We start from the raw sequence: 22,581 nt of genomic DNA on the forward strand, positions 1-22,581 counted from the left end.
CTGCCCGGCGCGCCGCCACCATCATGACAGGCGTCGTCAAAGGATCTTCCACCAGTTATGGCTGGCCTCCTCCTCAATGTTGACCGCCTGCGCCGTAAGTTTCACCAGAATCGTGTTGTCGCGGTCGGGTTTGATTTCGGCAGTCGAGCGCCATTGCGCTTCGTCGCCCATGCGGAAACCGGCGATCACACCGATGTAGCGTGTCTCAACCGGCGTGTTGCGCTCGAAAGCCTCTTTGGCGCCGGGCGTCAGCGCGATCTCGCGCTTAGCCACCAGGTCGGGACCGAGGCGTTTGGCGTCATTATCAAACAGTTCGAAGAACTGCGCTTGGGTGAAATTGGTCGCCGACTTCAGCTCATAGATACGAACGACAACCGGCGACGGCGTGCCGCGCGCATTTGGATTGACGAGATTGTCGGCTTGGATCACGAATTTGATTGGCGTCGTCTTCATGCTCTTATCAATCGAACAACTGACCGTGGCGGTGACCACGAGCAACGCTCCGCTAACGACGGCCAACCGATGAAATTTGTTTCGCGGCGCCACCATCAGTCGGCTTCCCTTCATCCTCGTTACACGTCGAGTGCTGCGACTCGTAGCTTCGGGTAAACTCTTCCGCGATATAGGCGCGCGCGGTCCGATCAATGTCATTGACCATCGATGCGTGCAGTTCAACAAATCGGTCCCATAGCTTGGTCTTGTCGACGCGGGGGCCGAAACGCCCGTTATTTGCGCCGTCGCTCTCGATGCGCTGGGGACTCATACGCGTTAGCACATTGCCGACCGCCCCGCGCATCGCCGCTATGGCCGCAACCTCATGCGCCTTGATGTCATCAAAGCCTTCGCGCACCGACCGGGAAAGCCGCAGGACTCCGTGATCGGTCGCCAGCGCCTCGCGCAGTGCGTCATGATTGCTCTTCATGAACTTGAATGCATTGTCGTTATCAGCGCGTATCCGCGTCGTCTCGATCTGGCACTCATTCTTGACCATGGTCCATGCCGCTAGTATCGAATGAAGGCCGTTCGCCATTTCGGCGAGCGCGCGAGCCAGTTCGGCAAAGAACTCGCGGCGCTGCGTTGGCAGCACAAGGCTCGAATTGAACCCGAGGACGTTCCAGAACGCCTGCAGTTCGTCTGCATCAGGCGGAGAGGCCACGGGCAAAAGCGGAGCTTCGATGGTTACCCCGCTGCCAACCTCCGCAGCGCCAACCGGTCGCAGCGCGGCAGGCTCCTTCGGGCCTGCCAAGCGATCAAGCTCGTATTCCCCGGGTCGTGACGCCAATCTGCCGAGACCTCGCAGCGTCCAGAGATCATTGGTCAGAGCGGGACCGAGCGGGTCATGCGCGACCTGGATCGTCTCGTTCGGCGCCTCGAAGCGGGGCGTCGATGGCCGCGGCGACACTCCGCGCGAAATTTTTTCCGGCAGCAGACCGGTAAGGTCGAGGTCATCAGGAATAGTTGGCGCAGGACGGCCACTCAACGGCGCACCACCACCATCCGAGCGTATCGGCCGATGGGATGATGCGACAAGTGGGGGCTCTTTTTCGCCCAACAGCGCATACGAGGACGGCTTCTCCGTGGTGCTTGCGCTCGACAGTCGCCGAGGAAGATCCGTCAGCAAATTCGGATCAACTGAGCCCGCCTCGTTGCCGAATATAACGTCTTTAGGAAAGCACGACGGATGGGGTGCCTGTGGTGAAGCGATGGCCTGGGGTCCCACTTGTGCTTGCGAATAAGAGGACTGTCGCCCGACGATCGCCATCAGCGGGTCGTGTCGAAGATCGGCATCTCTGGTCAATGGTCGAACGCCCGGAAGAGGTACATTAGGGCGCTCCTTCACGAGTGAAGACGAGGGCAGCGCCTGCATTGTGCCGCCGAGGCGCTCGGCATTCGAGCCGGCCACCCCGAGCCGTTGCCGTTCCTCGGCAGGATCGTTCTCGATCATGACTGAGATGATGTAGCCGGCCATGTAAAGTGTATCGCCATCGGCTAACGGCGCTGTGTTTCCGCGACCCAGCGGCGCGTCCACAGTGTTGATATAAACGCCATTGGTGCTCGTATCGGTGATCGTGAAGCCGATGCCATTGAATGCGATCGATGCGTGGCGTGCTGACAGCATGTTGGTTGGATCTGGAAGGTGCCACTTGCAGCCGAGCCCGCGTCCCACGGATCCACCTTCCGGTCCAAACGCCTTCCTTGCGTTCTGGCCCAATGATTCGGCCTTCTCGCCGAGAATTCCGAGTATGAGATGCATCTCACACCTTTCAGCCTTGCTCATCAGCAGCGTCAGTATCCAAGCGTCGCACTAGAGGTGCCTGCAGCGGCGCATTGCTGCCCGTTCCGCACCTTTGCGAAGCCGATCGGCTGGCTGAGACGCCTGATGCAAAGTGAAGACGCCTTTTCCGTGCGACTCAAAGCGCATTAGAGGGCGTGCTGGCCTTTTTTCTCCGCAACGAGGCACAGGGGCCAAGTAAAGGAGAGTATCGCTCGTCTTACGCATCAACGTCCACCAGCCACCCACGCAGGTTGTTGCATCTCAATAGCAACGGGTATGCCAAAGGCTTAAGCTACTGAGTATGTTTTTAAATTGAGGCTCGACAGATGACGGCAGGAGTCCTCAACTTAACAAAAGCGGCGCTGTTGTCAGAAACCGGACAAGCGTCGACGTGGTCCAATTCATGACGTTCTCGGCTTCATCCCGCAAACGTCGTCCATCCTTGCAGAGCTCACTCATCACCAGCTCGGCGACCTCTGGATTGTGTCAATACGTCACGCGTCGGCGCTTGATCTAGCCAAGCATTGTGGGTGGCGTAGATTTCGTTGGCAGTACAGCTGAGCACAAGGGAGCGTTCGGCAAGCAGTCATGTGCTCGAGAAGTTCTCGTCAAAGGACTTGAGCGCGTTCCACCGACCAAATCGGCGCAGTTTCGAGGCGGAACGTTACTTGCTATCGCCGCAATTAAAAAGACGGTGCAACAGCGCTTAGCGCAAAGGCGTTTTTATGATCGCGTCCCCATATTTGCTTATTTTTGTCGGCGCGATCGCCAGTCCGTGCATCGCGACTTCCGCTGTTCCGAGCAAGGAGATTCGCGGGACCTGGCCTCAACTAGCGCAACGAAACGGCATCGGACCAAGCAACTAAGCGCCGGCGCTCCTCAACGACTGCGAAATTCGCTTTGCGACGGAGCTAGAACTGTCGCCGGGTGCCGGCCTCGGTCGCGTAGGAATGCGCTGTCCTCGGCTGAGCCCAGGTATGACGGAGAGGCGATCCGCGCCCATCACGACCGCGCGCAATTGGGTTTGCCGGGGCGGACATGTCGCTCCCTGGGTCAAGATCTCGCACGGTCTCTAAGCGTCCGGTCAGCTGGTGGGTGCGATATTATGCGTCACAGCCCGGCAAAACGCGATCAAGCGCGGAGCGGGATCATACGCGAGCCGTACCCACGTCGTTCATGTCCTCGTACCTGGCCAGTCGTCCGTGCGCTGATTGGTGAAGCTGCACGATCAGCGGCTGGCGACTATTCTGGCCGGTCTTGGTGCGGGAAAGAGCCGCTCCAGTCAGCTCCATCGGCCCGAGCTGTCATCCTGTTCGGCGTTACAAGGGTATCTTCCTGAGCCGGTGCTTGAGTGCCTTCCGATCGGCGACGAGTTCGTCAAGGTTCAGCAGTTCGGCATCGATCTGCTGTGTTTGCTCCAATCGGTCAACCAGTTTCCGCGTGGCATCCAGCATAAAGACGCCGCAATCATAACTGTTCTTTTGCTGCTTCATGCGCGGGCGCTCCAGGCTGGCGTGCAGCCGGTCTGAGAGCTGTGCTGCAGAGGTCGCGTTGTGGTTCTTGTAGGAATCGTAGTGATAGGCAATCGGGCTTTCCCGGTTGCTGCGATCAACGAACAGAAGCGACCAATGATCGCCGCGGCAATCAGGACGGGCATTGTTTATTGGCAGGAACAGGAAGTCGGCGGTATCGTTACCATCCTCGTCGTTGACGATCCCCCGCAAGGTGTCCTCGTCTCCGGCCAAGCGCAGCACAAGAGCTTGCGCGGGCCACACGAACCGCGTGCGGGCAGCCAAATCCGGATTGTTCCTATGCAACTCCCGCTCCCGGATTCTGTAATCCGCCGCGATATGCTGGTCCTCCAGCCAATCCGTGCCGAGGAGCACCAGCGGAGGCCGCGCTGGGACGGCGGATCCCGAGGCCTGTCCATCCCGTTGATCCAGACGACCGGACGATTTCTCGCGATGACTCCCTCGGAGGACTTTGCCAACCCCCGATTTAAGACACGACCACATTCCGCAGCCTTTGGCCTCCTTCGTCGGCATCGCAGACGTCGCAGCCCTGGTCCTTGAAGATAGCTCTCCTTCCGGGACATATTTCGGATCGCCTTCGATGTGCGCCCCTGCGGGCTCGCGAGATTGAGGTCCATGTCCAGGAACGAGCGTAACGTTAAGTCCTCGCGGATTGTTTGGGGTCGGCTCCGTTGTCCCTTGCCCGAGCTTCGGCGTCCAAGGCCGACCGTGGATGTAAAAATGTGTCTGCGGCCGGAGCGGTGTCGCCGGCAGGCAGCCTTTTTTGGCCAGTGAGCCGATCAGAGCATCGGGCGCCGATCGGCAACTATGGTCCCATGCCAAGCCGACAATATGTGTGAAGTCTTCTGCATGTGTGAAGTCTTGCGCCGGCACGGTGGCCTTTATGTCGACCGCGGGGTATGACAACTGGGATGGCAGATCCAAGTTGCTCGAAGCGGCGCTCAAACTGGGAGGCGCAGCTCGCTCAAGATTGCCGAAGGCCGATGATGGCTGAGCGCTTGCAGAGCGCGATGGCGACATTGGCTACGTCCTTCCCAAGGTCCCGTGAAGGGATTGGCTGAAATTGAAGGCAGCTGGTCTTCAGGCGGTCCACCTCAAATGATCCGGCGTCGGAGCGCTGGACCGGCGACCACGCTATGACCAGCACTATAACCTCCACTTGCCTCACAAGTGAAGGCGTACAGTAGTGAGATCGTTCGAGACGTCAGCGTCGACGCGAATCTTTGCTTCGACCGGCGCTGCAGCCACGCGGCTTCTATCCAGGGCGCAAACTTCTGCTTGCCGGAAGTGATGACGCAATCGGGCCGAGAATTTGAATGAGCCGTGAACTCGTGAAGTATCATGATCTGGCTCAACCGCCGATGGGGTGCTTCGACTAGATCGAGCGCCCTCCGGCCTCAAGAACAGACGCGAATCTCGATCCAATCACAATAGAACTGAGCTCCCGGCTCCCTCCGGCAGCCCGATCGATGTCGTCCAGCCCAATTCTCCTTCGCCAAGAGTCCATTCGGGGATCTCTCCGGGCGCCAGTTGTAATTGGAGATCGTACGCCAGCGGCTCGCGCAAGATGACATTAACAAGACGACAAAGGATGCGGTGAGCCTCGCGGCCGGGGAGCACGGACCGAAACTGCTGCTGGTTGAGTGGCCCGAGGCAAATCCGGAATTTGCCCGCTACGTCCGGCATGGTTTCGCCAGCAAGGGTGTCAATGCCAAGTTGAAGGCCGGGCCGACCTAGGCGCCACTGAGCTTCCGGTGGAATATCGATCTCGCGCCAAATGAATTCCTCGACAAGGGCGGGAATTTTGAGATGGCTGGAAATCAGGCCGGCCACGAGCGGCGCCGACCGGCTGCACAATGCAAGGACACCTGCATGGGGCAGCAGCCGCGCCCGCCATTCCCGTTCATCGGCAGTGTTATCTCCTGGCATGAGCCCGAAAAGCGCGCTGGTTAACACCGAAATCGCGTCGGTTCCGCCCTCCTCAAACCGCAGATGGTGGCGATAGTACCGCCAAATTCGCAACAGCAGGCTAATCAGGCGGTGATTGAAAAAATCGAAAAAATCGCCGAGCGATCCTGTGCCGTCGGCGTGTATGATACGTTCGGTGTAGAAGGGTGGCAGCGGCGACGATGGGCCGTGCAGCCCCAGGAAATTGACGTACACCTCCACCCGCTCCGCAGCCGCGTTGACCTGCCTGACTTCTGCAATCTCCTCAGCGGGAAAGCCGAGCATCGGCGCCGCGCGAAAGCGAACCGCCTCGCGCTCGGGATCGACGGTGGATCCGATTGGGGGAGCATTGCTGAAACGCCGTTCCAGGAGCGCGGCGAGCGAGAGGAACCCGCAAGACGCGAGCTCATTGAGATCTTCGGGCGCGGTCAGAACGGAGTGATCGATCCGCTTCTCGCTGGCCATGTGTAATGTGCGTTACTTTCCGTGCTGCGGACGGAGAACCGGTGCAGCATATTGATGCCGGCGAAAGTCGCGAAGAAGGCATCCAGTACCGAGCCCAACAGGAACAATTCTCCCTCACCGCCAATCTTGCTGTCGACCACGGCCAGTTCGATGTTGCGCATCCGGATCGGCGCGCCGCGCAAGACGTGATCAGTGTCGGTGGTCATGAACCGGTCAAGGCCCTCGAGCAACAGCTCTAGGCGGCGGCGCGCCTGAACGTCGTAGACCGCACGGAAATCGTAGCAGGCAATAATGGTCCGCAGCGTGTCTACGTTGACTAAGGAGCCATAATTGCGCGCCAGATTGGCCGTCAGCCGCCGTAACAGACCATCATCAATCGGTGGTGGCACCTCTGCAACGACCGTCGTTATATTGGAGAACGTGACCGACCGAGGCGTGTCGGAGGTCGGCAAATCGACTGCACCGACTGGCAACCGGTCGGCGATGGGCCCGTTGGAGCAGGTTAACTGCAGGGATGCGACATCGATCGGCGGATGCTGGCCGATGTCGAGACGATCAACGAAACTTACATAGTGGTCGATGCCCCGGCCCACCACCGCGGGCCGGATACGCTCGCGAAAATAGGCGCGGCTGGGCTCGGCACCGGGCAGATCGTGGCGTAACAGGTCAAATGCCTCGTACTCGACACGTTCGGGGCGGCCTTGCACGTAGCCGGTCACGCCATCGACGGAACGGATGCTGAAGTTCGGCCCTCCGGAGGCAAGCACGCGGTATTCGGTCTTTGTCCGCTCCAGACGGATCGGCGAGGCCTCGTGGCTGAAGACGTTGATGGCCGGCGTGCAGTTCAAGCGAATCTGGCCTTTGCCCAACCGCAATTGCGCTGGGAATGGGCGTTGAAACTCGAAGCTAAGCCTGCACTCCGTCTCCGCATGGGTTCCAATGGGCTCGAGACCAGACAGTTCGACGTAGAGAAATTTCGAAGGATAACTCAGGTACTCCTGAATGATTCGGAACCCGGCAAAGCCATTATGGGGCCAGGGCAAAACTGCCTCGTCGTCCCTCCATCCTTTTGGCGCGATCTGTGCTGACCCGATTGCTGCGACCTGCCGATCTGCCACGGTGACTGTTGCATGCCTGACGTGATGGCACAGCCAAGTCAATAGATAGCGCCCGACTTGTGGCTCTCGCTCGGTTGAGAAGAAGAGACGTAGCCGGCCGTTCTGAAGACATGAGAGGTTTTGCTGGCCGGTTGCTTTGATATCCAAGGTCAGGCGAGCCGAACTCGTCCGGTTCTCGAGCTGAACGTCATTGATCTCCAGCGGTAGCACATTAACGGAATAGCAGGTGACGAACGTACAATTCGTTCCCTCAATCGGACGCGAGCGAACTCTCGTGCCGGCCGGAACGTTCAGGCTCGCGGCGCTCGCCGATTGGCTCAGAGCAAAGGAGAGCGTTGTGATGGGCGGCAGGGGCTGAAGGTAGTGCGGCCATACCATCCGTAACAGGCCATGGACGAACTCGGGAAACTCGTCGTCGAGCTTCTGGCGCAGTCGCGCTACAAGGAAGGCAAAACCTTCCAACAACCGTTCCACGTCGGGATCAGTGGCCTCACGGCCGAGAAACGGCGCAAGCTTCGGATTGGCTGCCGCGAAGTCACAGCCGAGCTCGCGCAAATATGACAGCTCATCCTCGTAGTAGGGATTGAGGGCCACCGCTTCAGCCTTTCACGCGTACGCGCTCTTCGAAGATCGCGTCGAAGGAGACCGACCGCACCCGGTCGTTATGATTGAGCGTCGCGTTGACATGGAACGTCAGTTGCAGCGGATTATGGCGATCGGCATGAAACCGGATCGAAACATTGCCCAAGCGCGGCTCAAACATCTCGATCTGCTGCTTGATCGAACGCGCGACCGCGCCCACCGCGTCGGCCCCCTGCCCGATCGCGTCGTTGAGATCGGGCATGCCGAAGTCAGGCCTTATTTCGCAGCAGCCCTGGTGCGAGTTCAGAACCCGGCGCAGATTTTCCAGAACGCTCGTCCGGAAACGATCGAACGAACTCTGCGACGGGACCATGGTCGCTGCTGCGTCTGCCAAGCGCTCCATGAGACTGCGGTCGAACATTGCATACACCATTATTGCTTGTCGAGTTTACCCTTCAACGACAAGGCAAAATCCGCGCCCATGTACTTCAAGTGTGGAACGAGGGATAGACCGACGCGATACCAGCCCGGTTCGCCTTCGACGTCTTGAACGGTGATCTCCGCCTTGCGCAAGGGTCGCCGGGAGCGAACCTCTGCCGACGGATTCTCCTGATCGGCGACATACTGACGAATCCAGTCGTTAAGCTCGCTCTGAAGCTCTTCCCTGCTCTTCCACGAGCCGATGTTTTCGCGCTGCAGCACCTTGATATAGTGAGCGAACCGATTGATCATGAACATGTAGGGCAGCTGGGTGCCAAGCTTGTAGTTGAGCTCAGCGGCTTTGCCTTCTTGGGTGTTTCCGAAATATTTCGGCCTCTGAACAGAATTTGCCGAGAAGAAGGCGGCATTGTCCGAGCCCTTGCGCATGGTCAACGCAATGAAGCCTTGTTCGGCGAGTTCGAACTCGCGCCGGTCAGAGATGAGAACCTCCGTCGGGACCTTGCTCTGCAACTGCCCCATTGCTTCATAGGTGTGTAGATTGAGGTTTTCGACCGCTCCGCCCGATTGCGGGCCGATGATGTTCGGACACCAGCGATACTTTGCGAAGCTTTCGGTCAGGCGCGTTGCGAAAGCAAAGGCCGCATTGCCCCACAGATAGTTACTGGTTTCACCATTCGAGGTTTCCTGATAGTCGAAAGCTTTGACCGGGACCGTCTCCGGACCATAGGGCAAGCGCAGCAGGAAGCGCGGTAACGTCAATCCGAAGTAGCGAGCGTCCTCGCTTTCCCGAAACGAGTTCCACTTGGCGTATTTCGGCCCCTCGAAGATGGATTGCAGGTCCTTGAGACCCGCGATCTCCTCGTGCCGTTCGACGCCGAACATTTCGGGCGAAGCGGAGGCGATGACCGGCGCATGCGCCATGGCGGCCATCGCGCTCATATAGCGCATGAGCTTGACGTCTTGACTACCACTGCCAAACTCATAGGCTGATATCATGGCAGCGACCGGCTCACCTCCGAACTGGCCGAACTCTGCGGCGTAAACATGTTTGTACAGGCCGCACTTGACGATCTCCGGGCTGTCCTCGAAATCGATGAGCAGCTCGTCCTTGCTGACGCTGAGAATTTCCACCTTGATGTTCTGACGGAAATCGGTGCGGTCGACCAGGAACTTAAGCCCGCGCCAGGCCGACTCGACCTGCTGGAATTCGTCCGTGTGGAGGACCGCGTCGAGCTGCGCCGAGATTTTGCGGTCGATCTCCGCGATCATCCGATCGATCAGGGCGTTGTTGACTTGCTCACTGGCCCTATCCGGCTTGATCAGCTCGGCGATGAAAGCTGCGACACCGCGGCGGGCGAGGTCGTACCCCTCGTCGTACGGGGTAATCTTGGTATGGACGAGAATCTGATCCAGCAGCGAAACCTCGGTGGTCGTGGCGACGACTCCGGCCGATGGCTGCGTGCTTGTATCCGCCATAGCGTCCTGGCTCCTCTAAAAACCTCGTTGCAGCTCACTCGGACGTGTTGGTGAGTTCGCTCAAGAGCTGCGGCCGGGCGCCGTGGTCTTCTAGCACGTTCTGGATGGCTTTGCGGAAACCCGGCACATTGCCGAGCGGGCTCTTCAGGGCGACCAGCGCGGCGCGCAGTTCGGTCAACATGCGCAGTTCTGGGATTTGTTGTGCGACACGATCGGGATCAAAGTCCTTCAAACTCTCAAAATGCAGCGAAACGGACAATTTGCCGGCCCCTGGCTGTTCGTCGAGTTTGTTCTCGGCGCAGATATCCAGGCTCAGCTCCTGGCTTTTGACAACCTCGCCAAAATTGTCCTTGTCGATGTTGACGAGCTGACGCTGCTCGATCGGCCGGTCATCGGCTCGCCCGGTGAAGTCGGCCAACACCAATAACTTCAGCGGCAATTCGACATCCTCCTTGAGGTTGCCGGTTGCGGGTTTGAATCGGATATTGATGCGCTCTTTGGGAGCAATGGTGCTATCCTGTGCCATATGAGATTCCCCTGCAAATCAGCTGCGGCCGAGTTGGCTGGCGCGAGCGATATCGATGCGTGCGACGCGCCGTCTTATCTGTTCAAGCGCGGCGCGACGAGGCGGCTCGTCAACGATCTGTGGTGCCTCCGGATGGGTGATCGCTCGATAGCGCAATTCGGCAGCATCGAGCGCTAGCGCCGGCTCCCAGCTTTCAAGCTTTTGCTCGGCGACAACCTGATCCAGGTGGTCCAGCAGCGGAATGGCTGTTGTGACGAAGCCGGTCTCGATGCAAAAACGTGCTTGCGCAAGCCGGCCGACGAACCGGCCACGTTCGCACCGCTCCCCATCTAACGCATCCGACAGCTTCTCGAATGCGGCCTGCGGCTGTCCAGCGCCGATGAGTCTGTGTGCCTCGGCAACCATTGCTTCGACAGGATCAGGGGCGATCGATCGGTCTGCTTCCGCCACGGCCCAGGCACGCGTTTCCTCGTCAGCGAAAGGGCGGCCGTCGTTGAAATGGCACCCCAGGATCCGCGGATAACATCTCACCAGCAAGGCGATCGCCGCGTGCACCGCCCTGGCCGCCGGCTCAAGCAAGGGCCCCATTTGCTCCAGAGCATTCGCGGCATGCCGGTGAGCGTCGAGCCAGCACGGATGCGTCCAGGCGATGTCCTCGGCCATATTCACGACGTCGGCGTGCTGACCGGCTGCAACCTTTGCCTCCAATGCAGAAATTTGATCGGCGGGGGGAAATATCGTCGTGCGCCCCCCGTTATCGGGCGGCACTTCGTCAAAGCGCATCCACGAGCCAAGGCGATTGATCAGATAGACTTTCGGGTCTGCCGGCGACGTTACGCGCCGGGCGGCCGCCGCTTGCCGCAGCATATCGGGCAAACGGTCGATCAAGCCGGCCCAGTCGCCATCGGCGCCAACCGAGACAACTTCACCCGGCGCTGCCGGTTCAGCAGCCTCGGCCGGCGCAGTGGAGTCCACCGGCGCGGCAGCGGTCTGCTCGGCAGCTTGGGCCGCCTCAGCCGCGCTCTGTGCTGCGGCGTCGATAGCGCGCTTGGCTTGTTCGTAATGCGGTTTCAGTGCCCTGAGCAAGTCTTCCAAAGCAACCTGCTCGTCGATGAGATTCTGACTGAGCTGGCGAGAGAGATCATCAAGGGCATCATAGGCGGCGAGCACGGCCGGATAATCAGCGTCAGTCGGCGCATTCTCGGCCAATGCCGGCCCAATGCGACCAACGAGCCAATCGACCGCGCCGACCCGCGCACGTTGCCGCTTGATCGGCGGAAACAGCCCTTCCCAATGCGCGTTCACCATGCCGCGCAGAACGCCCAATCCGACGGCGAGACCCTGATAGCCTTCGGTGCGAAACAGGCCGTAGGTCGCCCAACAGGAGACCAAAATGTCCTTTGACTGCTTCGACAGGATGTCGAGCGACAGCGCGTTGACTGTCCGCCAATCAACCGCAACAGGCCCATCGACGTCCATGCGCCGCACCTCGCCTTCGAGCCGTTCGAATTCGGCCGCCTCACGAATATTGCTGCCGGCAGGTGCTGGGCCCGGCACTGGCGCAGCGCCCAGCTGCGCGCGCGCATCGATGTTGGCGCGAGCCGCGATCCAGTCGTTGATCACGGACACAAAACCATGCACGAGCGTGCACTGCAACGGATCGCGGCATTGGGACAGCCAATTTGCCATCCGCCGCATAAAGCAAAGTGAAAGGCACCAATTTTGTAAGCCACCGCTACCATTCCTTGAGGTGCAACTTCAGATCATTCCTCCTTCACCCCCTTTCAAGCCTTGTGCCAAGTGCGATAGCTTGGTTTGTCAAACCTTTTGCTCAATCGGACGTGTCATGGCCCCGACGGCATGTCGCAAGCCCGACATGACAGAAGTTGGTGTCTGGTGGCTGGCTCAAGCATTGGCCTCCTGCAGACTTTCTCTCAGGTAAAGGGCCATGCACCTGCATCTGGTGCAAGGTTTACTGCTCCATCGTTGGCGCACCTCATGTCAGACGTCGCTCGGCAGGCGCGTTGGCCATCACCGCGCATTTGACTTAAGTAAGGTGAGTGATCAATTGGCCGCCCGCCATTGTCGATGGCGGCTGCGGTCTCGGGAAGTATGCGGTACGCCCGCCCGCCGCCGCGCGCGGGGGCCGATTTGGCGGGACAAGCATGAGATCGCCAACACTCCGACAACGGTTCCCATCACCCTGCTCGTTGGCTCAATTGGGCCGTGCACGGCAGGCACCGAATGTACACAGTGTCCGCTCCAATAGCGGCGCTGGGGATGTATTGCGCGAGAATGACTTTGCCTTCCTCATGCCAATCGGCCTGGCGCGCTTCATTCCCTCCAGGCTTTGAGCGAGGAACATTGCTTCGTTCAGCCTCGAAGCTACGTTCCGAGAAGCCTGCCGCTGCGTTTGCGGTTGATGTTCGCCACACTGGACCGATTTTGATAACGACAGCGCGTCATGGACGACCTCGTTGTTCGGGATGCCGGGCGCAGAAGATCGAGGTGTCTCGGTCCCGCGCCTCGAGGAGAACAATCAGGTGCTTTCGTAGAACAGAAGAACGACGCGGTGGTGCAGCAGCTCGACGGCTACGGGCGTTTGGATGGGGGCAAGACGGCACGCGTGTTGGCGCGTCTAGAGCGGCAGCGGTGCCGACACGTGAACCTCTCTCCAGACGCTGAAGGAAAAGCGCCGAGAGGGCGCGAAGATCAATGTGCGATTGCGCATGTCCAGCCACCTCAATCAAACTGATAGCCGACCGCGTGGTGACCAGTTGGCCGCATCTACCCGTTATGCGACGATTTCCGGCGGCGCGCTATTTCCGGCTCAACCTCTCGAGCTGAAAGTGTCTTTGCGATAGGAAACTTGATGGGATTCGCGCGCGCGGTTTCAAATCCAGCCCAAGGTGAAGGGTGGCATGGAACCTATCCTGCTCAAGATGGAGGTCGCATTCAAGATCGCGATCAACGACCGAGACGCAGCTCCGTTCCGGGCCGATCCGAGTGATGGACCAGATAAACGACATAGCGTCGCTGAGAGCCAAAGATCCTGTTCGGATCCCTCTGCGCGTCTCTCAACTCAGCTGTATAGCGCTCACCATGGATGTAGAATTCAGTCGTCGGCCGGTGTGGGCTCGGCAGTTCGCCCCCATTGTTCAGTTCGGCGATCATATAATCAGGGATCTGCTGGCCGCCGTTGTCCCACCGGCTGTGATCCCAATCCGGTCCGACGATCAATCCGAAATCCCCGAGCCCGTGGCGCGCCGCTGAAACACTGTATGTGGAGGACGACTCCCCAGCCCAGGCAGATGACGATGCTCCTGCGGCAGAGCGCCGGAAGGGTTCAATGCGCCCCCCCGCTACCCCGCGGGGGTCCGGCCCGATTTGCGGGATAAGCATGATGACGCCACCACTTCCTGGACTGCTTAGGGCCGCTCCCCCCATTCCAAACACCAAGTTCGCCGTGTAGAGCTGACCGTGGATGTACAAGTTTGTTGACTGGAACGGCGTCGGCAGTTCGCCATTTTTCAGCATTTCGGCGATCAGCGTCATTGGGGCCGGTTGGCGTCCGTGCAGCCAGCCCATACCGACAGCATATCCATAGTCCACCACGGCCCTTCTGCCGCCGAAAGCCGAGGACAGCAGTTCCGCTCGCGACTGGGCGGGCACTCGCTCCGGGCCGCCCAGCGGTGCGCCAACCACGGCGGACGAACCCGGTTGCCCACGGAGCCAGTCGCGAAGCTTCCTCAGCGCGGTGCATGCCATTCTGTTGAATAAAACTTCGTACTGTTTGGCCTCCTCCATCAGCTCATCGGAGTAAAGTCTACGAGACACAGACTGCTTTTTCTGGTGATAGAGCCAGTCACTGAACCCCCGAAGTTTCCTTGCGTACAGACCGGGGGTACGCGAATCCAGATTCAAGTCTGTTGCTGCTTTGAATCTGAGAAAGAGATCATTGTCATCAGCATGCTCTGCCTTTCTCCAGACGCCGGTGCCCCCCGGGCTCTGAGTCGGCGGTTCTGCGTCTACGACTTCCCGCAGCGCTTTCAACGCCCTCTTGAGGATAGCAAAGGCGTCGGGATCAACTTTTTCACTCGCCGCATAACTTTTCGCATCCTCAGCGAGCAGGCCAAGTTGACTGGCCATTGCCGGCTTCCCGGTTCGAAGACGCCAATGGCTGAAGCGCCGCAGTTCACGCAATGACTCCGCAACCGACCTGTTGGCACGACCGGCGTGCCAGGCTTCGCTTGCGAAGTGGGACATGAGCCAATCGTCCGGCATGGCTGCATTCAGATCAAAATCAAGCCCGCCCGCCGGCAACGCCTCAAGACCATCGGGGGCTGGGGACGACTGAGCCCCGGCGGACGACGATGTACCGGCGACCCGCTGCGAATCGCCTGCGCCTGCGCCCATAACTGCTTGCGCACGGGATAGTCTCCGAAGCATCGTCAGTACACCGCTGATCATGTTGCTTTCGGTTTCCTGTTTGAACAGCTGAGCGTCATCTGTCAGCCCATCGTCGTCGATTCGGCCAGTGATAGGCTTCTTTTTGGAGGTACTGAGCCACTCGCTGAACCTGCGAAGAGCTCGCGGATAATCGAGATACCTCCCCGGATACAGCCTCTCGAGTGCGCCCGCGAAATTCGAAATGAGTTCTTCGTCCTCAGAGAGCTGGCCCGGGGAACTCTGCCTTTGCTTTTTTTTCGGTGGACTGTCGGTCATCATTAAGTCCGCTGCAGCGGGAATGAATTCAGTTTCACCAGGGTTGCTGCATCTCAAGAGCAAGGACTGTGCCAGCGTCATCCGGCGGCTTAGACTTCACGATCTGGCTGCAACGTCACGATCCGTCGCCATCTGCGATCGCAGACAATCCTATCCGCAACAGGGAATGCGTCGGAACGACCCAATCGTCGACGCCGGTGACAGCACGAAGATTGCTTCGCGGGAAGCCGTCCGCCGCCATACGAACCGAAGCAAGCGGATGCGACGACCAGAATGATCGCACGAGGTGAGTCACAGCCGAAATCTTTTTGAAGGCCACAGTTCGAGGAGAAGACCAAGTCCGATCCGCGTGCGCTCCGCTGCGGGTGCTCTGACCTTCTTCGGTATCGACTTTGCCGGTCTTATGCCCGGCGCAGTCGTTCGACGCGGCAACTCTTCGGCTTGCCAGAAATGGCTCTAGCTCAAGGCCGATAAGGCTCGCCAAGCGGGTCGGCATGAATAATGCGAAGGCGCCTTCGCCCGGTCGATCGACGTCATTCTCGATCGACCATCTGGATCGATGCAACATTGTTCGACTGGGGCCAAGCAAAACCGGTCTGATCATATTTGACGAGATACCGGCACCGATGCTCCACGTCCCGGCGCTATCCTGCTGGGACGTGGTTATGGCGGGCTGGACAATCGGCTGAGGCCGGCTCGTCCGCACGCCACGGCAAACGCTGGGGCCCCGGCCAACCATCATCATCAGGCGCTGCGCGACCTCGGAGGACCGCGACCCCATCGGGGCACCGGTCAACCACGGTCCAGTGCCCAGCCAGGTTCGCGCCGTCTCCACGACCTTCACCGGCTGCGGCGCGAGCGCCCCATCCGGCTGGTGGAGCGTTCGGTGGAAGCTGGACGAGGAAACACAATTGAAGGGCGGCTTGACAAGCGAGTACTCCGCAAACAGACGCGGCCGACTCATCTGGCGGCATTCTGCTCGCATAGACAAAGTAGTGGCGATCTCGCTCCAGCCGGAACTGGTAGGGGGGGCCGCTCAGTTTTTTGAATATTCTTTGCCGCTTCGGCGAGACGCTGTTCCCAACTGAAGCACTCGGCACGCAATCCATGCGGTTGCGAACCTGTCGAGATCATGTGCTCACCAAAGAGGAAGACCAAAGGACACGATCATGAAAAGGCTCTTTGACGTGCGCAGGGATGACGATTCGCGCGGCATCCCGTTGAGCAAATTGGATGTAAGCGAACCTAGACGATTTCAAGATGACAGCTTATGGCCTTGCTTCGAGCGGCTGCGAAGGGAAGATCCCGTTCACTACTGTCAAGACAGCCCATACGGTCCATTTTGGTCGATAACGAAATACCGCGATATCGTGGCCGTCGATACAAATCATAAAATATTCTCGTCAGAGCAAGGTGTCACGATGCTTGACGTGCCGGAGGAACATTGGACTCCGAGTTTCATCAAGATGGGTCCGCCCCAACATGCCGCGCAGCGCAACACCGTAAGTCCGATAGTCGCACCGGACAATCTGGAGAAACTCGAAGGATTGATCCGCAGTCGCGTCAGAACGATCCTTGATGGCTTGCCGCGCAATGATGCCTTCAACTGGGTCGACATGGTCTCCATCGAGTTGACGACGCAGATGCTGGCCACGCTTTTCGACTTTCCGTTCGAGGATCGCCGCCTCCTGACGTACTGGTCGGACGTCGCCGTTGCAGCGCCTACAGTTGGCCAGGCGATCGACAGCTGGGACAAGCGAAGCGCAATCCTGTCCGAGTGTTTGGACTATTTTACGCGGCTTTGGCGGGAGCGGATAAATGCCGAGCCACGACTTGATCTCATTTCAATGATGGCTCACTCGTCCGAAACACGGCATATGGAGCCACGTGAGTTTCTTGGCAATCTCATTCTACTGATCGTGGGCGGCAACGACACCACACGGAATTCGATCACCGGAGGCCTGCTGTTCATGAACCAGCACCCATCCGAGCTACGAAAGTTACGGGATAACCCCGCCTTGGTGTCGAGCGCTGTGTCCGAGATTATTCGATACCAAACGCCCATCGCACATATGCGCCGCAACGCCACCGCGGACATCATCATGGGAGGAAAACAAATCAGGCGAGGCGACAAGGTCGTGATGTGGTACATCTCTGGCAACCGAGACGATGAGGTCATCGAGGACGCTAACAAATTTGCGATTGATCGCAAGAACGTGCGCCAACATCTGTCGTTCGGTTATGGCATCCATCGTTGCCTGGGCCGACATCTTGCGCAGCTGCAGCTGAAAGTGCTCTGGGAGGAGATACTGAATAAACACGTCGAGGTCGAAATCGTTGGCGAGCCGGAGCGCGTTGCATCGAACTTCGTGCACGGTTATTCCGCACTCCCTGTCCGAATCGTAGCCTAGGCTGTGACGCCCTGAAATGACGCGTGACCGACACGGCGGGACCGTCGGTGCGCTGATGACCAGTTACGCCACTGCACGCGAACCGGCGCACGCCGCTGAAGGTCGCCATCCCGGCCGGCGCCGGCACCTCTTGACTGACATTTGAATTGGTCCGCCGCCACGCTTCGCGTGATGCATCTCCGGCATCAAATCCATGTCCGGGAACTCTGTCACAATCAGATTCAACCCGGATCAAGGGTCTGACACGCAAGTGCTTCGGTATCGACGCGGCCGACGGCGTCAATCGCACTTTGCAAGGAATGATCACGCGGCTATGGAAGCCGGAAGGATCGATTTGAGAGCTGTCGTTCCCTGAGATTGCTCCCTTGCGGCGAGAACGCGCGACTCCGCTGGCCCGACCGCGACTGCTCCCGGCGTCCGCAAGCCATTCCCGTCGGAGGAAACTGCGGCCATCTGCGTCAAAACAGATCCCCGGACGCGCCGGTAAGTCACGTGACGCAGGCCGAGGTCCGGTTGCGCCAACGGCAGGCGTAAGGCGCTCCGGTTCCTTTAGGCCGGACCTCGATGAGTCCCAGCAGCTGCATCGAAAAGGCATACAAAAAAGAGCCGGGGCTCATGGCCCTCGCAGTGCGGGAGAAGAGACAAACGCGTATCAGGGCGCCCGTGACGACATGGTCGGCATGACGAATTCGGCCCAGTTCCGGCTGGTGACCGTCTTCATTTGGTCGCCGAAGATCGACTTACCATCCTTCCGAAGGGGTGAAAGGTCATTGGCACCGGAATTGGAGCATTGATGCCGACCATTCCGACTTTGATCTGACGGGCGAATTCACGCGCAGCGCCGCCCACTCTCATAGCCTTGCATCCTGAACTTGCGTCCGTCGACCAACAACTTTGTGTCGTCGGCGACGGCGGCATCTATGTAGCTTCGCTTTCTCCTGATGCCGCTTCGTGACTAGTGGCCCCATCTCCGCTTCGCGGTCGGTACCCGGTCCGACCTTCAGGCCTCGAACCTTGGGTTGGAGCGCGAAGATAAGCATATCCGCGGTCGCCTCGCCGACCGGCACGGCGACCGAGATCGCCATGCAGCCGTTCGCCGGCGGAGCCATAAGCGGCGCCCATCAGCGCATCGACCGCCTGATCCATATCGGCATCGGACATCACGATCATGTGGTTCTTGGCGCCACCAAGCGCCTGGCAACGCTTCCCGGTGTTCGCGGCGGTCGAATAGATATACTGCGCCATGAGCGTTGAGCCACCTGGTATCGCCTGATCATACGCTCAAATAGATCGCCTGAGACCTCGAACGCGGCATCCAAGACATAAGCGTTTTGAATCCGCTTGAACGCCGCATCGCCTATTTCGACGCGGCCAATTGTCAATCGGCGCTGGCCCTGTTCCATGCCGAAACACAAGGATGACCAATAGCCCGGCGACGCCATGTTCCAGATAATTGTCACATCGGGGCTGATGGGGTCGTCACCAGTGGGACGGCCGTGAACTTCGCCGAGCGGCGTAATGGGAAGCGCAAACAACTGTTCCTCATCGCCAGGTCGGCGTCGTTTCCAGCGGCCTGAACTCAACAACGCATACATTGAGTGGAGGTCGCCTTGCGACAATGGCGCGATATGAGCACGGGAGCACCGCTCGGTCGCGGTGACGTGGAGCCGTAGCCGCGGCCCTACCTCATTTGGTCAGCCATCGACCATTATTCAAATGCGAAGCAACATTCCCGCCATTTTCAGCAACAAGCCTCTTTTCGGCGCGACGCCTGAGTTCGCCGTTTCGCGGTAAAAGGACGATGGAAATAGGGAATCCCCGAACGACATGCGGCCTGGATCGCCATTTGCGGCAATCGTCCACGCACGATTCTCAATAAGGATACATCCAGTATGTCGTGTTGAGCTCGTCCGGTATCGAACGCAAAGTCGGCGTCCGCTGAGGGGGCTTAAGGTGCGCGGTAGAAGAAATAATCCGACCGATATCATCAAGGACCGCGCGGCTCGTTGAAAACGTACTGTGGTTCAGAGCAAACATGTCGCTTCCGACGGCGGAAACATCGATCGTTTCGATACCTGGCACGAGAGTTGGCCCGCTCTGGGTCACGAACCCCATTCGCGAGGTGGATTGCGCTTTCTTCATGGAGGCGAGCAAGGCGAGATCTGCCGAGGAGGCGTATAGGGTGACCGCACCTGCTGCTGATTTGATTTGGTTAGCTCTCTCCAGATAAAGGTCGCGATCAACATCCGGCGCCGCAAAAATCAGCTCGGTAATGCCTAGCGTCGTCTGGCTCAGCGCGGCTTGCTGCAAGGCTCCCAATACCACCTCGCTGCCCAAGCTGTGCGCAATCACAATGATTCTAGAAACCCTCGCTTCCTTCTTGATGAGCTGCAGGAGATCGAACAAGCCATCCGGCGCATAGAGTGCGCTTTCGCGATCGTAGTCATAATCGAACAGCCCGCCCTTGGACGGCCAGGAATACATCATGACGCGACCTTTGTAGTTCGCGTCGAACGCAAGTTGCGCTGCCTTGAATGCAGCGTCGGAAAAGCCGACGTTGTAGCCATGCACAAAGAGCATCATGCTGTCGGCAGGATTTGCAATAGCGGAAGCGAACTCTTCGCGAGAGAGATGATATAGCTTCTGGATTCGGAAATGCTTTCTGTCGTCTTCCGCCTCCTTGCGTAGCCCAAACCAGCTCATCTTCGGCGTCTCCACTTCGCCCATCCTGTGAACGACGGGAATACTGACCGTCACGTAACCAAAGGTGTTGGTGGCAGAACGAGCATAGGATATCTGGCTCAATTCGAGACCAGGCCCGCCCATCACCACGCGATTCGTGGCGAAGTAGACCGGCACCAGACCCTTGATAGCCGACTTGTTGACCACAACCTCGGCACCGGTGGTGCTCTTGTCAGGCGGCGCCTCCTGGCTCGCCTCACCCGTTGTCGGTCGCCACGGCCGATAGCCATGATAGTGACGGACATGATGGTAATACCCGGGGCCATAGCGATAGCCGAATCTCTTGAACGCGCTCCCATGTTTCTGCGGAGCTTTGTGGACATGCGGCTTGGCAGGCTGTGAGACCGGACCTTGGTGGGCGCAACCGGTGGCGAGCGCGCAGAACAAGATAACGAGCCCTGTCCGAACGTGCTGGAACGCGTGGCGGAGCCGATCTAACCGGTTCGAAGCGTGAGTTGGCAGGGCGAGCACGACCATCGATCCGGCACCTATTTAGCTAGAATCTGGGAAAGATTGACAGTCGCGCCCAGCCATCCGCGGTACCTGTCGACGGCAGGTCCGCTGGTGAGCTTGTAGGTGAAACGAGCCTGCGCCCCGGCGTCGTTTATCGCGCAAGCAATATTGCCGGCACCATTGGCGGTCTCCACGTGCCATGAGCACCCCGTGATTCGGTACCCGGGTTCAGCCGCGAAGGTCTCAGCGTAATCGGCCGAGTGCTCTGCAAACACGACTGGGTGATCGTCCTTGGTCTTGTCCACCGTAAACGACCGCTCAATCTGCTTTGGCTCGACGAGTTGCGATACCGGAACGTTCACGATCAGTCGCCGGTCCTCCGGCAGAAGAGTGTGAATCGCTCCGGCAAGAATTTCGGGGATTTTCACGCCGGCGTTGGCTTGCGTCTGCACGTGCGTGGAATTCAGCCTGCTCCAGTTCTCAAACGAAATCGTCGTGTCGACCCACTTCGTCCAGCAAACAGAGGGTTGGGGAATGGCCGTGATCATGCTGTAGAGCGGGCTTGCGGTAATGACAGTGGCTGGAATGATGAAGTTGACGCCAGAAACCTGCGCATCGTTCCACTTGATAATGCCGCCGACCGCAATCCCTAGCAGTGCGCCGAACTCGTTGAATGCGGGTCCACCGCTGTTGCCGACGTTCATGACCGTGTCGGTCTGCCAGCGACCGTTGGGGCTGGCCTGGTTGCTTATCAGACCGCTCGATATGCTGAGATCCAGATCAAGGGGATAGCCGAGCAGATACAGCTGAGTCCCCATTGGGGCTTGCTGGTTGTCATCGATCACCGGCATCGGGCAACGCGAGGCACCGCCGCTGTTGCCGGCGGACTGCGACAATTCGAGGAGCGCCAGGTCCCTGGCGTCATCGCGATGAATCGCGGTGACTTTGATCGGGTTCGCATTGCGCGATCCGAGACGAGCATTGACTTCGAAGCTCTTGTAGTTCTCCTCGCGTCCGACCACGTGGCTGTTAGTCAGCACGAGGCTGTCGCCGATGAGCAGCCCGGAGCCGCCGCCGACCTCCTGCTTGTCGTTGTACAGGACGCCAACATACTGGACGTGAACCGTCCTGACGTTGTACCGCGCAGCAATCTGCACCGCCGCGCGGTCCGCTTGCGCCGGTGGGCAGAGGAATAGAGGCAGGCCAAATGTCAGGAAGGATAGAATGTTCTGACAGCGGCGATATCGAGGGGGCTGAGTTGTCCGTTTCCGTTCCATGCTGGATTACAATAGTTCATGATGGAGTTGGGGTCGTATTTGGTGACTTTATAATCGCCGACTGAGCCGGACGCTTTCTCGTTGCGGCACTGCTCCGGCGAATCGTCGCGGTTCTGTTCATGCGTGAAGCCAAGCGCATGTCCGAATTCGTGGACCGCAACCGCACGGATGCAGAACTCGCGTTTATCGCGACAGCCTTTGCTCCAATGATTGAAACTGAAATTGAGAGTCATGCCAGATGGCTTGCGGTCGAGATACTTGCCGACGAGGTCGGTGTGAGCGCCCTCGTCAGCGACCCGCACGTGCACACCGGGCGCGCCCTCGGTGCAGGCGGCCCACGTCTTTGAAAACCACACGCCGCCTTGCGCCGCAGTCTCCCAAGTCTCCGCAACCGCTTTTCGAACCAGGTCGGCATACTTTTGATCCTTCGGCTGCAGATTCTCCCAGCAGACGGGGATTTCCTTGATCTCCCATTTCGAGCCGCGAATGACCGTGCCGTACAGCTCCATTTCGGACACGCCCGAAGGAAGCGCAGGCTGAGCATTCGCGCCCCAAGAGATCAAGAGCGCGAGCAGCAGAACGAGTCTGGGTAACCAGAGGCGAATCATTGT

At 59.1% G+C, this 22,581-nt stretch carries 15 protein-coding genes and 1 pseudogene; 1 reads left to right on the top strand and 15 read right to left on the bottom strand.

From position 1 onward, the window contains the following. Window positions 1-36: 36 nt before the first annotated feature. The 11 genes from tssJ to ACVWW6_RS44570 all read right to left on the bottom strand — a co-directional run bounded on the left by tssJ (window position 37) and on the right by ACVWW6_RS44570 (window position 15,655). Complete coding sequence (tssJ, locus tag ACVWW6_RS44520) at window positions 37-492, bottom strand: type VI secretion system lipoprotein TssJ (RefSeq protein ID WP_271566348.1); 456 nt, start codon at window positions 490-492, stop codon at window positions 37-39. A 13-nt stretch (window positions 493-505) separates the two neighbouring features. Beyond that, entirely contained in the window at window positions 506-2,278 is a 1,773-nt protein-coding gene (locus tag ACVWW6_RS44525; protein WP_456683020.1) for a type VI secretion system-associated FHA domain protein, read from the bottom strand. A 1,316-nt stretch (window positions 2,279-3,594) separates the two neighbouring features. Further along, window positions 3,595-4,161 carry a Ulp1 family isopeptidase gene (locus tag ACVWW6_RS44530; protein ID WP_456683021.1) on the bottom strand — a complete coding sequence of 189 codons (567 nt, stop codon included), beginning with the start codon at window positions 4,159-4,161 and terminating at the stop codon, window positions 3,595-3,597. A 1,071-nt stretch (window positions 4,162-5,232) separates the two neighbouring features. Then, the gene (tssG, locus tag ACVWW6_RS44535; RefSeq protein ID WP_456683022.1) at window positions 5,233-6,219 is read right to left on the bottom strand and encodes a type VI secretion system baseplate subunit TssG; all 987 of its coding nucleotides are present in this window, start codon (window positions 6,217-6,219) and stop codon (window positions 5,233-5,235) included. Continuing rightward, complete coding sequence (gene tssF / locus ACVWW6_RS44540) at window positions 6,183-7,931, bottom strand: type VI secretion system baseplate subunit TssF (RefSeq protein WP_456683023.1); 1,749 nt, start codon at window positions 7,929-7,931, stop codon at window positions 6,183-6,185. The genes tssG and tssF overlap by 37 nt, the downstream gene beginning before the upstream one ends. Before the next feature lie 4 nt (window positions 7,932-7,935). Next, the gene (gene tssE, locus ACVWW6_RS44545) at window positions 7,936-8,340 is read right to left on the bottom strand and encodes a type VI secretion system baseplate subunit TssE (protein ID WP_456683024.1); all 405 of its coding nucleotides are present in this window, start codon (window positions 8,338-8,340) and stop codon (window positions 7,936-7,938) included. A gap of 11 nt (window positions 8,341-8,351) precedes the next feature. Next, the gene (gene tssC / locus ACVWW6_RS44550) at window positions 8,352-9,836 is read right to left on the bottom strand and encodes a type VI secretion system contractile sheath large subunit (RefSeq protein WP_456683025.1); all 1,485 of its coding nucleotides are present in this window, start codon (window positions 9,834-9,836) and stop codon (window positions 8,352-8,354) included. A 34-nt stretch (window positions 9,837-9,870) separates the two neighbouring features. After that, window positions 9,871-10,362 carry a type VI secretion system contractile sheath small subunit gene (gene tssB, locus ACVWW6_RS44555; RefSeq protein WP_456683026.1) on the bottom strand — a complete coding sequence of 164 codons (492 nt, stop codon included), beginning with the start codon at window positions 10,360-10,362 and terminating at the stop codon, window positions 9,871-9,873. Between the two features lie 18 nt (window positions 10,363-10,380). Then, complete coding sequence (gene tssA, locus ACVWW6_RS44560) at window positions 10,381-12,051, bottom strand: type VI secretion system protein TssA (protein ID WP_456683027.1); 1,671 nt, start codon at window positions 12,049-12,051, stop codon at window positions 10,381-10,383. A gap of 1,278 nt (window positions 12,052-13,329) precedes the next feature. Continuing rightward, complete coding sequence (locus ACVWW6_RS44565) at window positions 13,330-15,090, bottom strand: hypothetical protein (protein ID WP_456683028.1); 1,761 nt, start codon at window positions 15,088-15,090, stop codon at window positions 13,330-13,332. Window positions 15,091-15,202: 112 nt separating this feature from the next. Beyond that, window positions 15,203-15,655 (bottom strand): hypothetical protein, encoded by a 453-nt coding sequence (locus ACVWW6_RS44570; RefSeq protein ID WP_456683029.1) that lies wholly within the window; start codon window positions 15,653-15,655, stop codon window positions 15,203-15,205. Between the two features lie 601 nt (window positions 15,656-16,256). Between ACVWW6_RS44570 and ACVWW6_RS44575 the strand changes: the two genes are divergently transcribed. Continuing rightward, window positions 16,257-17,498, top strand: coding sequence for a cytochrome P450 (locus tag ACVWW6_RS44575; protein WP_271566340.1), 1,242 nt, complete (start codon window positions 16,257-16,259; stop codon window positions 17,496-17,498). Window positions 17,499-18,150: 652 nt separating this feature from the next. Here ACVWW6_RS44575 and ACVWW6_RS44580 read toward each other — a convergent pair. From ACVWW6_RS44580 to ACVWW6_RS44595, 4 genes and pseudogenes are all read right to left on the bottom strand, one after another. Then, a pseudogene (locus ACVWW6_RS44580) lies at window positions 18,151-18,755 on the bottom strand (aldehyde dehydrogenase family protein); the annotation flags it as partial. Window positions 18,756-19,370: 615 nt separating this feature from the next. After that, window positions 19,371-20,717 carry an alpha/beta hydrolase gene (locus tag ACVWW6_RS44585; RefSeq protein WP_456683030.1) on the bottom strand — a complete coding sequence of 449 codons (1,347 nt, stop codon included), beginning with the start codon at window positions 20,715-20,717 and terminating at the stop codon, window positions 19,371-19,373. A gap of 11 nt (window positions 20,718-20,728) precedes the next feature. Beyond that, on the bottom strand, window positions 20,729-21,850 hold the full coding sequence (locus ACVWW6_RS44590) for a S1 family peptidase (RefSeq protein WP_456683031.1): 1,122 nt from the start codon (window positions 21,848-21,850) through the stop codon (window positions 20,729-20,731). A 53-nt stretch (window positions 21,851-21,903) separates the two neighbouring features. Beyond that, a complete protein-coding gene (locus tag ACVWW6_RS44595) occupies window positions 21,904-22,578 on the bottom strand; it encodes a M12 family metallopeptidase (RefSeq protein WP_456683032.1) in 675 nt (224 codons plus the stop codon). Between the last annotated feature and the right edge of the window lie 3 nt (window positions 22,579-22,581).

This window comes from Bradyrhizobium sp. USDA 3311 (assembly GCF_054062495.1).

Excerpts from the sequence above, each read along its gene's own strand:
- ACVWW6_RS44525 (WP_456683020.1), bottom strand. The coding sequence starts at position 2,278 with ATGAGCAAGGCTGAAAGGTGTGAGATGCATCTCATACTCGGAATTCTC.
- tssG (WP_456683022.1), bottom strand. The coding sequence starts at position 6,219 with ATGGCCAGCGAGAAGCGGATCGATCACTCCGTTCTGACCGCGCCCGAA.
- tssE (WP_456683024.1), bottom strand. The coding sequence starts at position 8,340 with ATGTTCGACCGCAGTCTCATGGAGCGCTTGGCAGACGCAGCAGCGACC.
- tssC (WP_456683025.1), bottom strand. The coding sequence starts at position 9,836 with ATGGCGGATACAAGCACGCAGCCATCGGCCGGAGTCGTCGCCACGACC.
- tssB (WP_456683026.1), bottom strand. The coding sequence starts at position 10,362 with ATGGCACAGGATAGCACCATTGCTCCCAAAGAGCGCATCAATATCCGA.
- tssA (WP_456683027.1), bottom strand. The coding sequence starts at position 12,051 with ATGGCAAATTGGCTGTCCCAATGCCGCGATCCGTTGCAGTGCACGCTC.
- ACVWW6_RS44565 (WP_456683028.1), bottom strand. The coding sequence starts at position 15,090 with ATGATGACCGACAGTCCACCGAAAAAAAAGCAAAGGCAGAGTTCCCCG.
- ACVWW6_RS44570 (WP_456683029.1), bottom strand. The coding sequence starts at position 15,655 with ATGTTGCATCGATCCAGATGGTCGATCGAGAATGACGTCGATCGACCG.
- ACVWW6_RS44575 (WP_271566340.1), top strand. The coding sequence starts at position 16,257 with ATGAAAAGGCTCTTTGACGTGCGCAGGGATGACGATTCGCGCGGCATC.
- ACVWW6_RS44585 (WP_456683030.1), bottom strand. The coding sequence starts at position 20,717 with ATGGTCGTGCTCGCCCTGCCAACTCACGCTTCGAACCGGTTAGATCGG.
- ACVWW6_RS44595 (WP_456683032.1), bottom strand. The coding sequence starts at position 22,578 with ATGATTCGCCTCTGGTTACCCAGACTCGTTCTGCTGCTCGCGCTCTTG.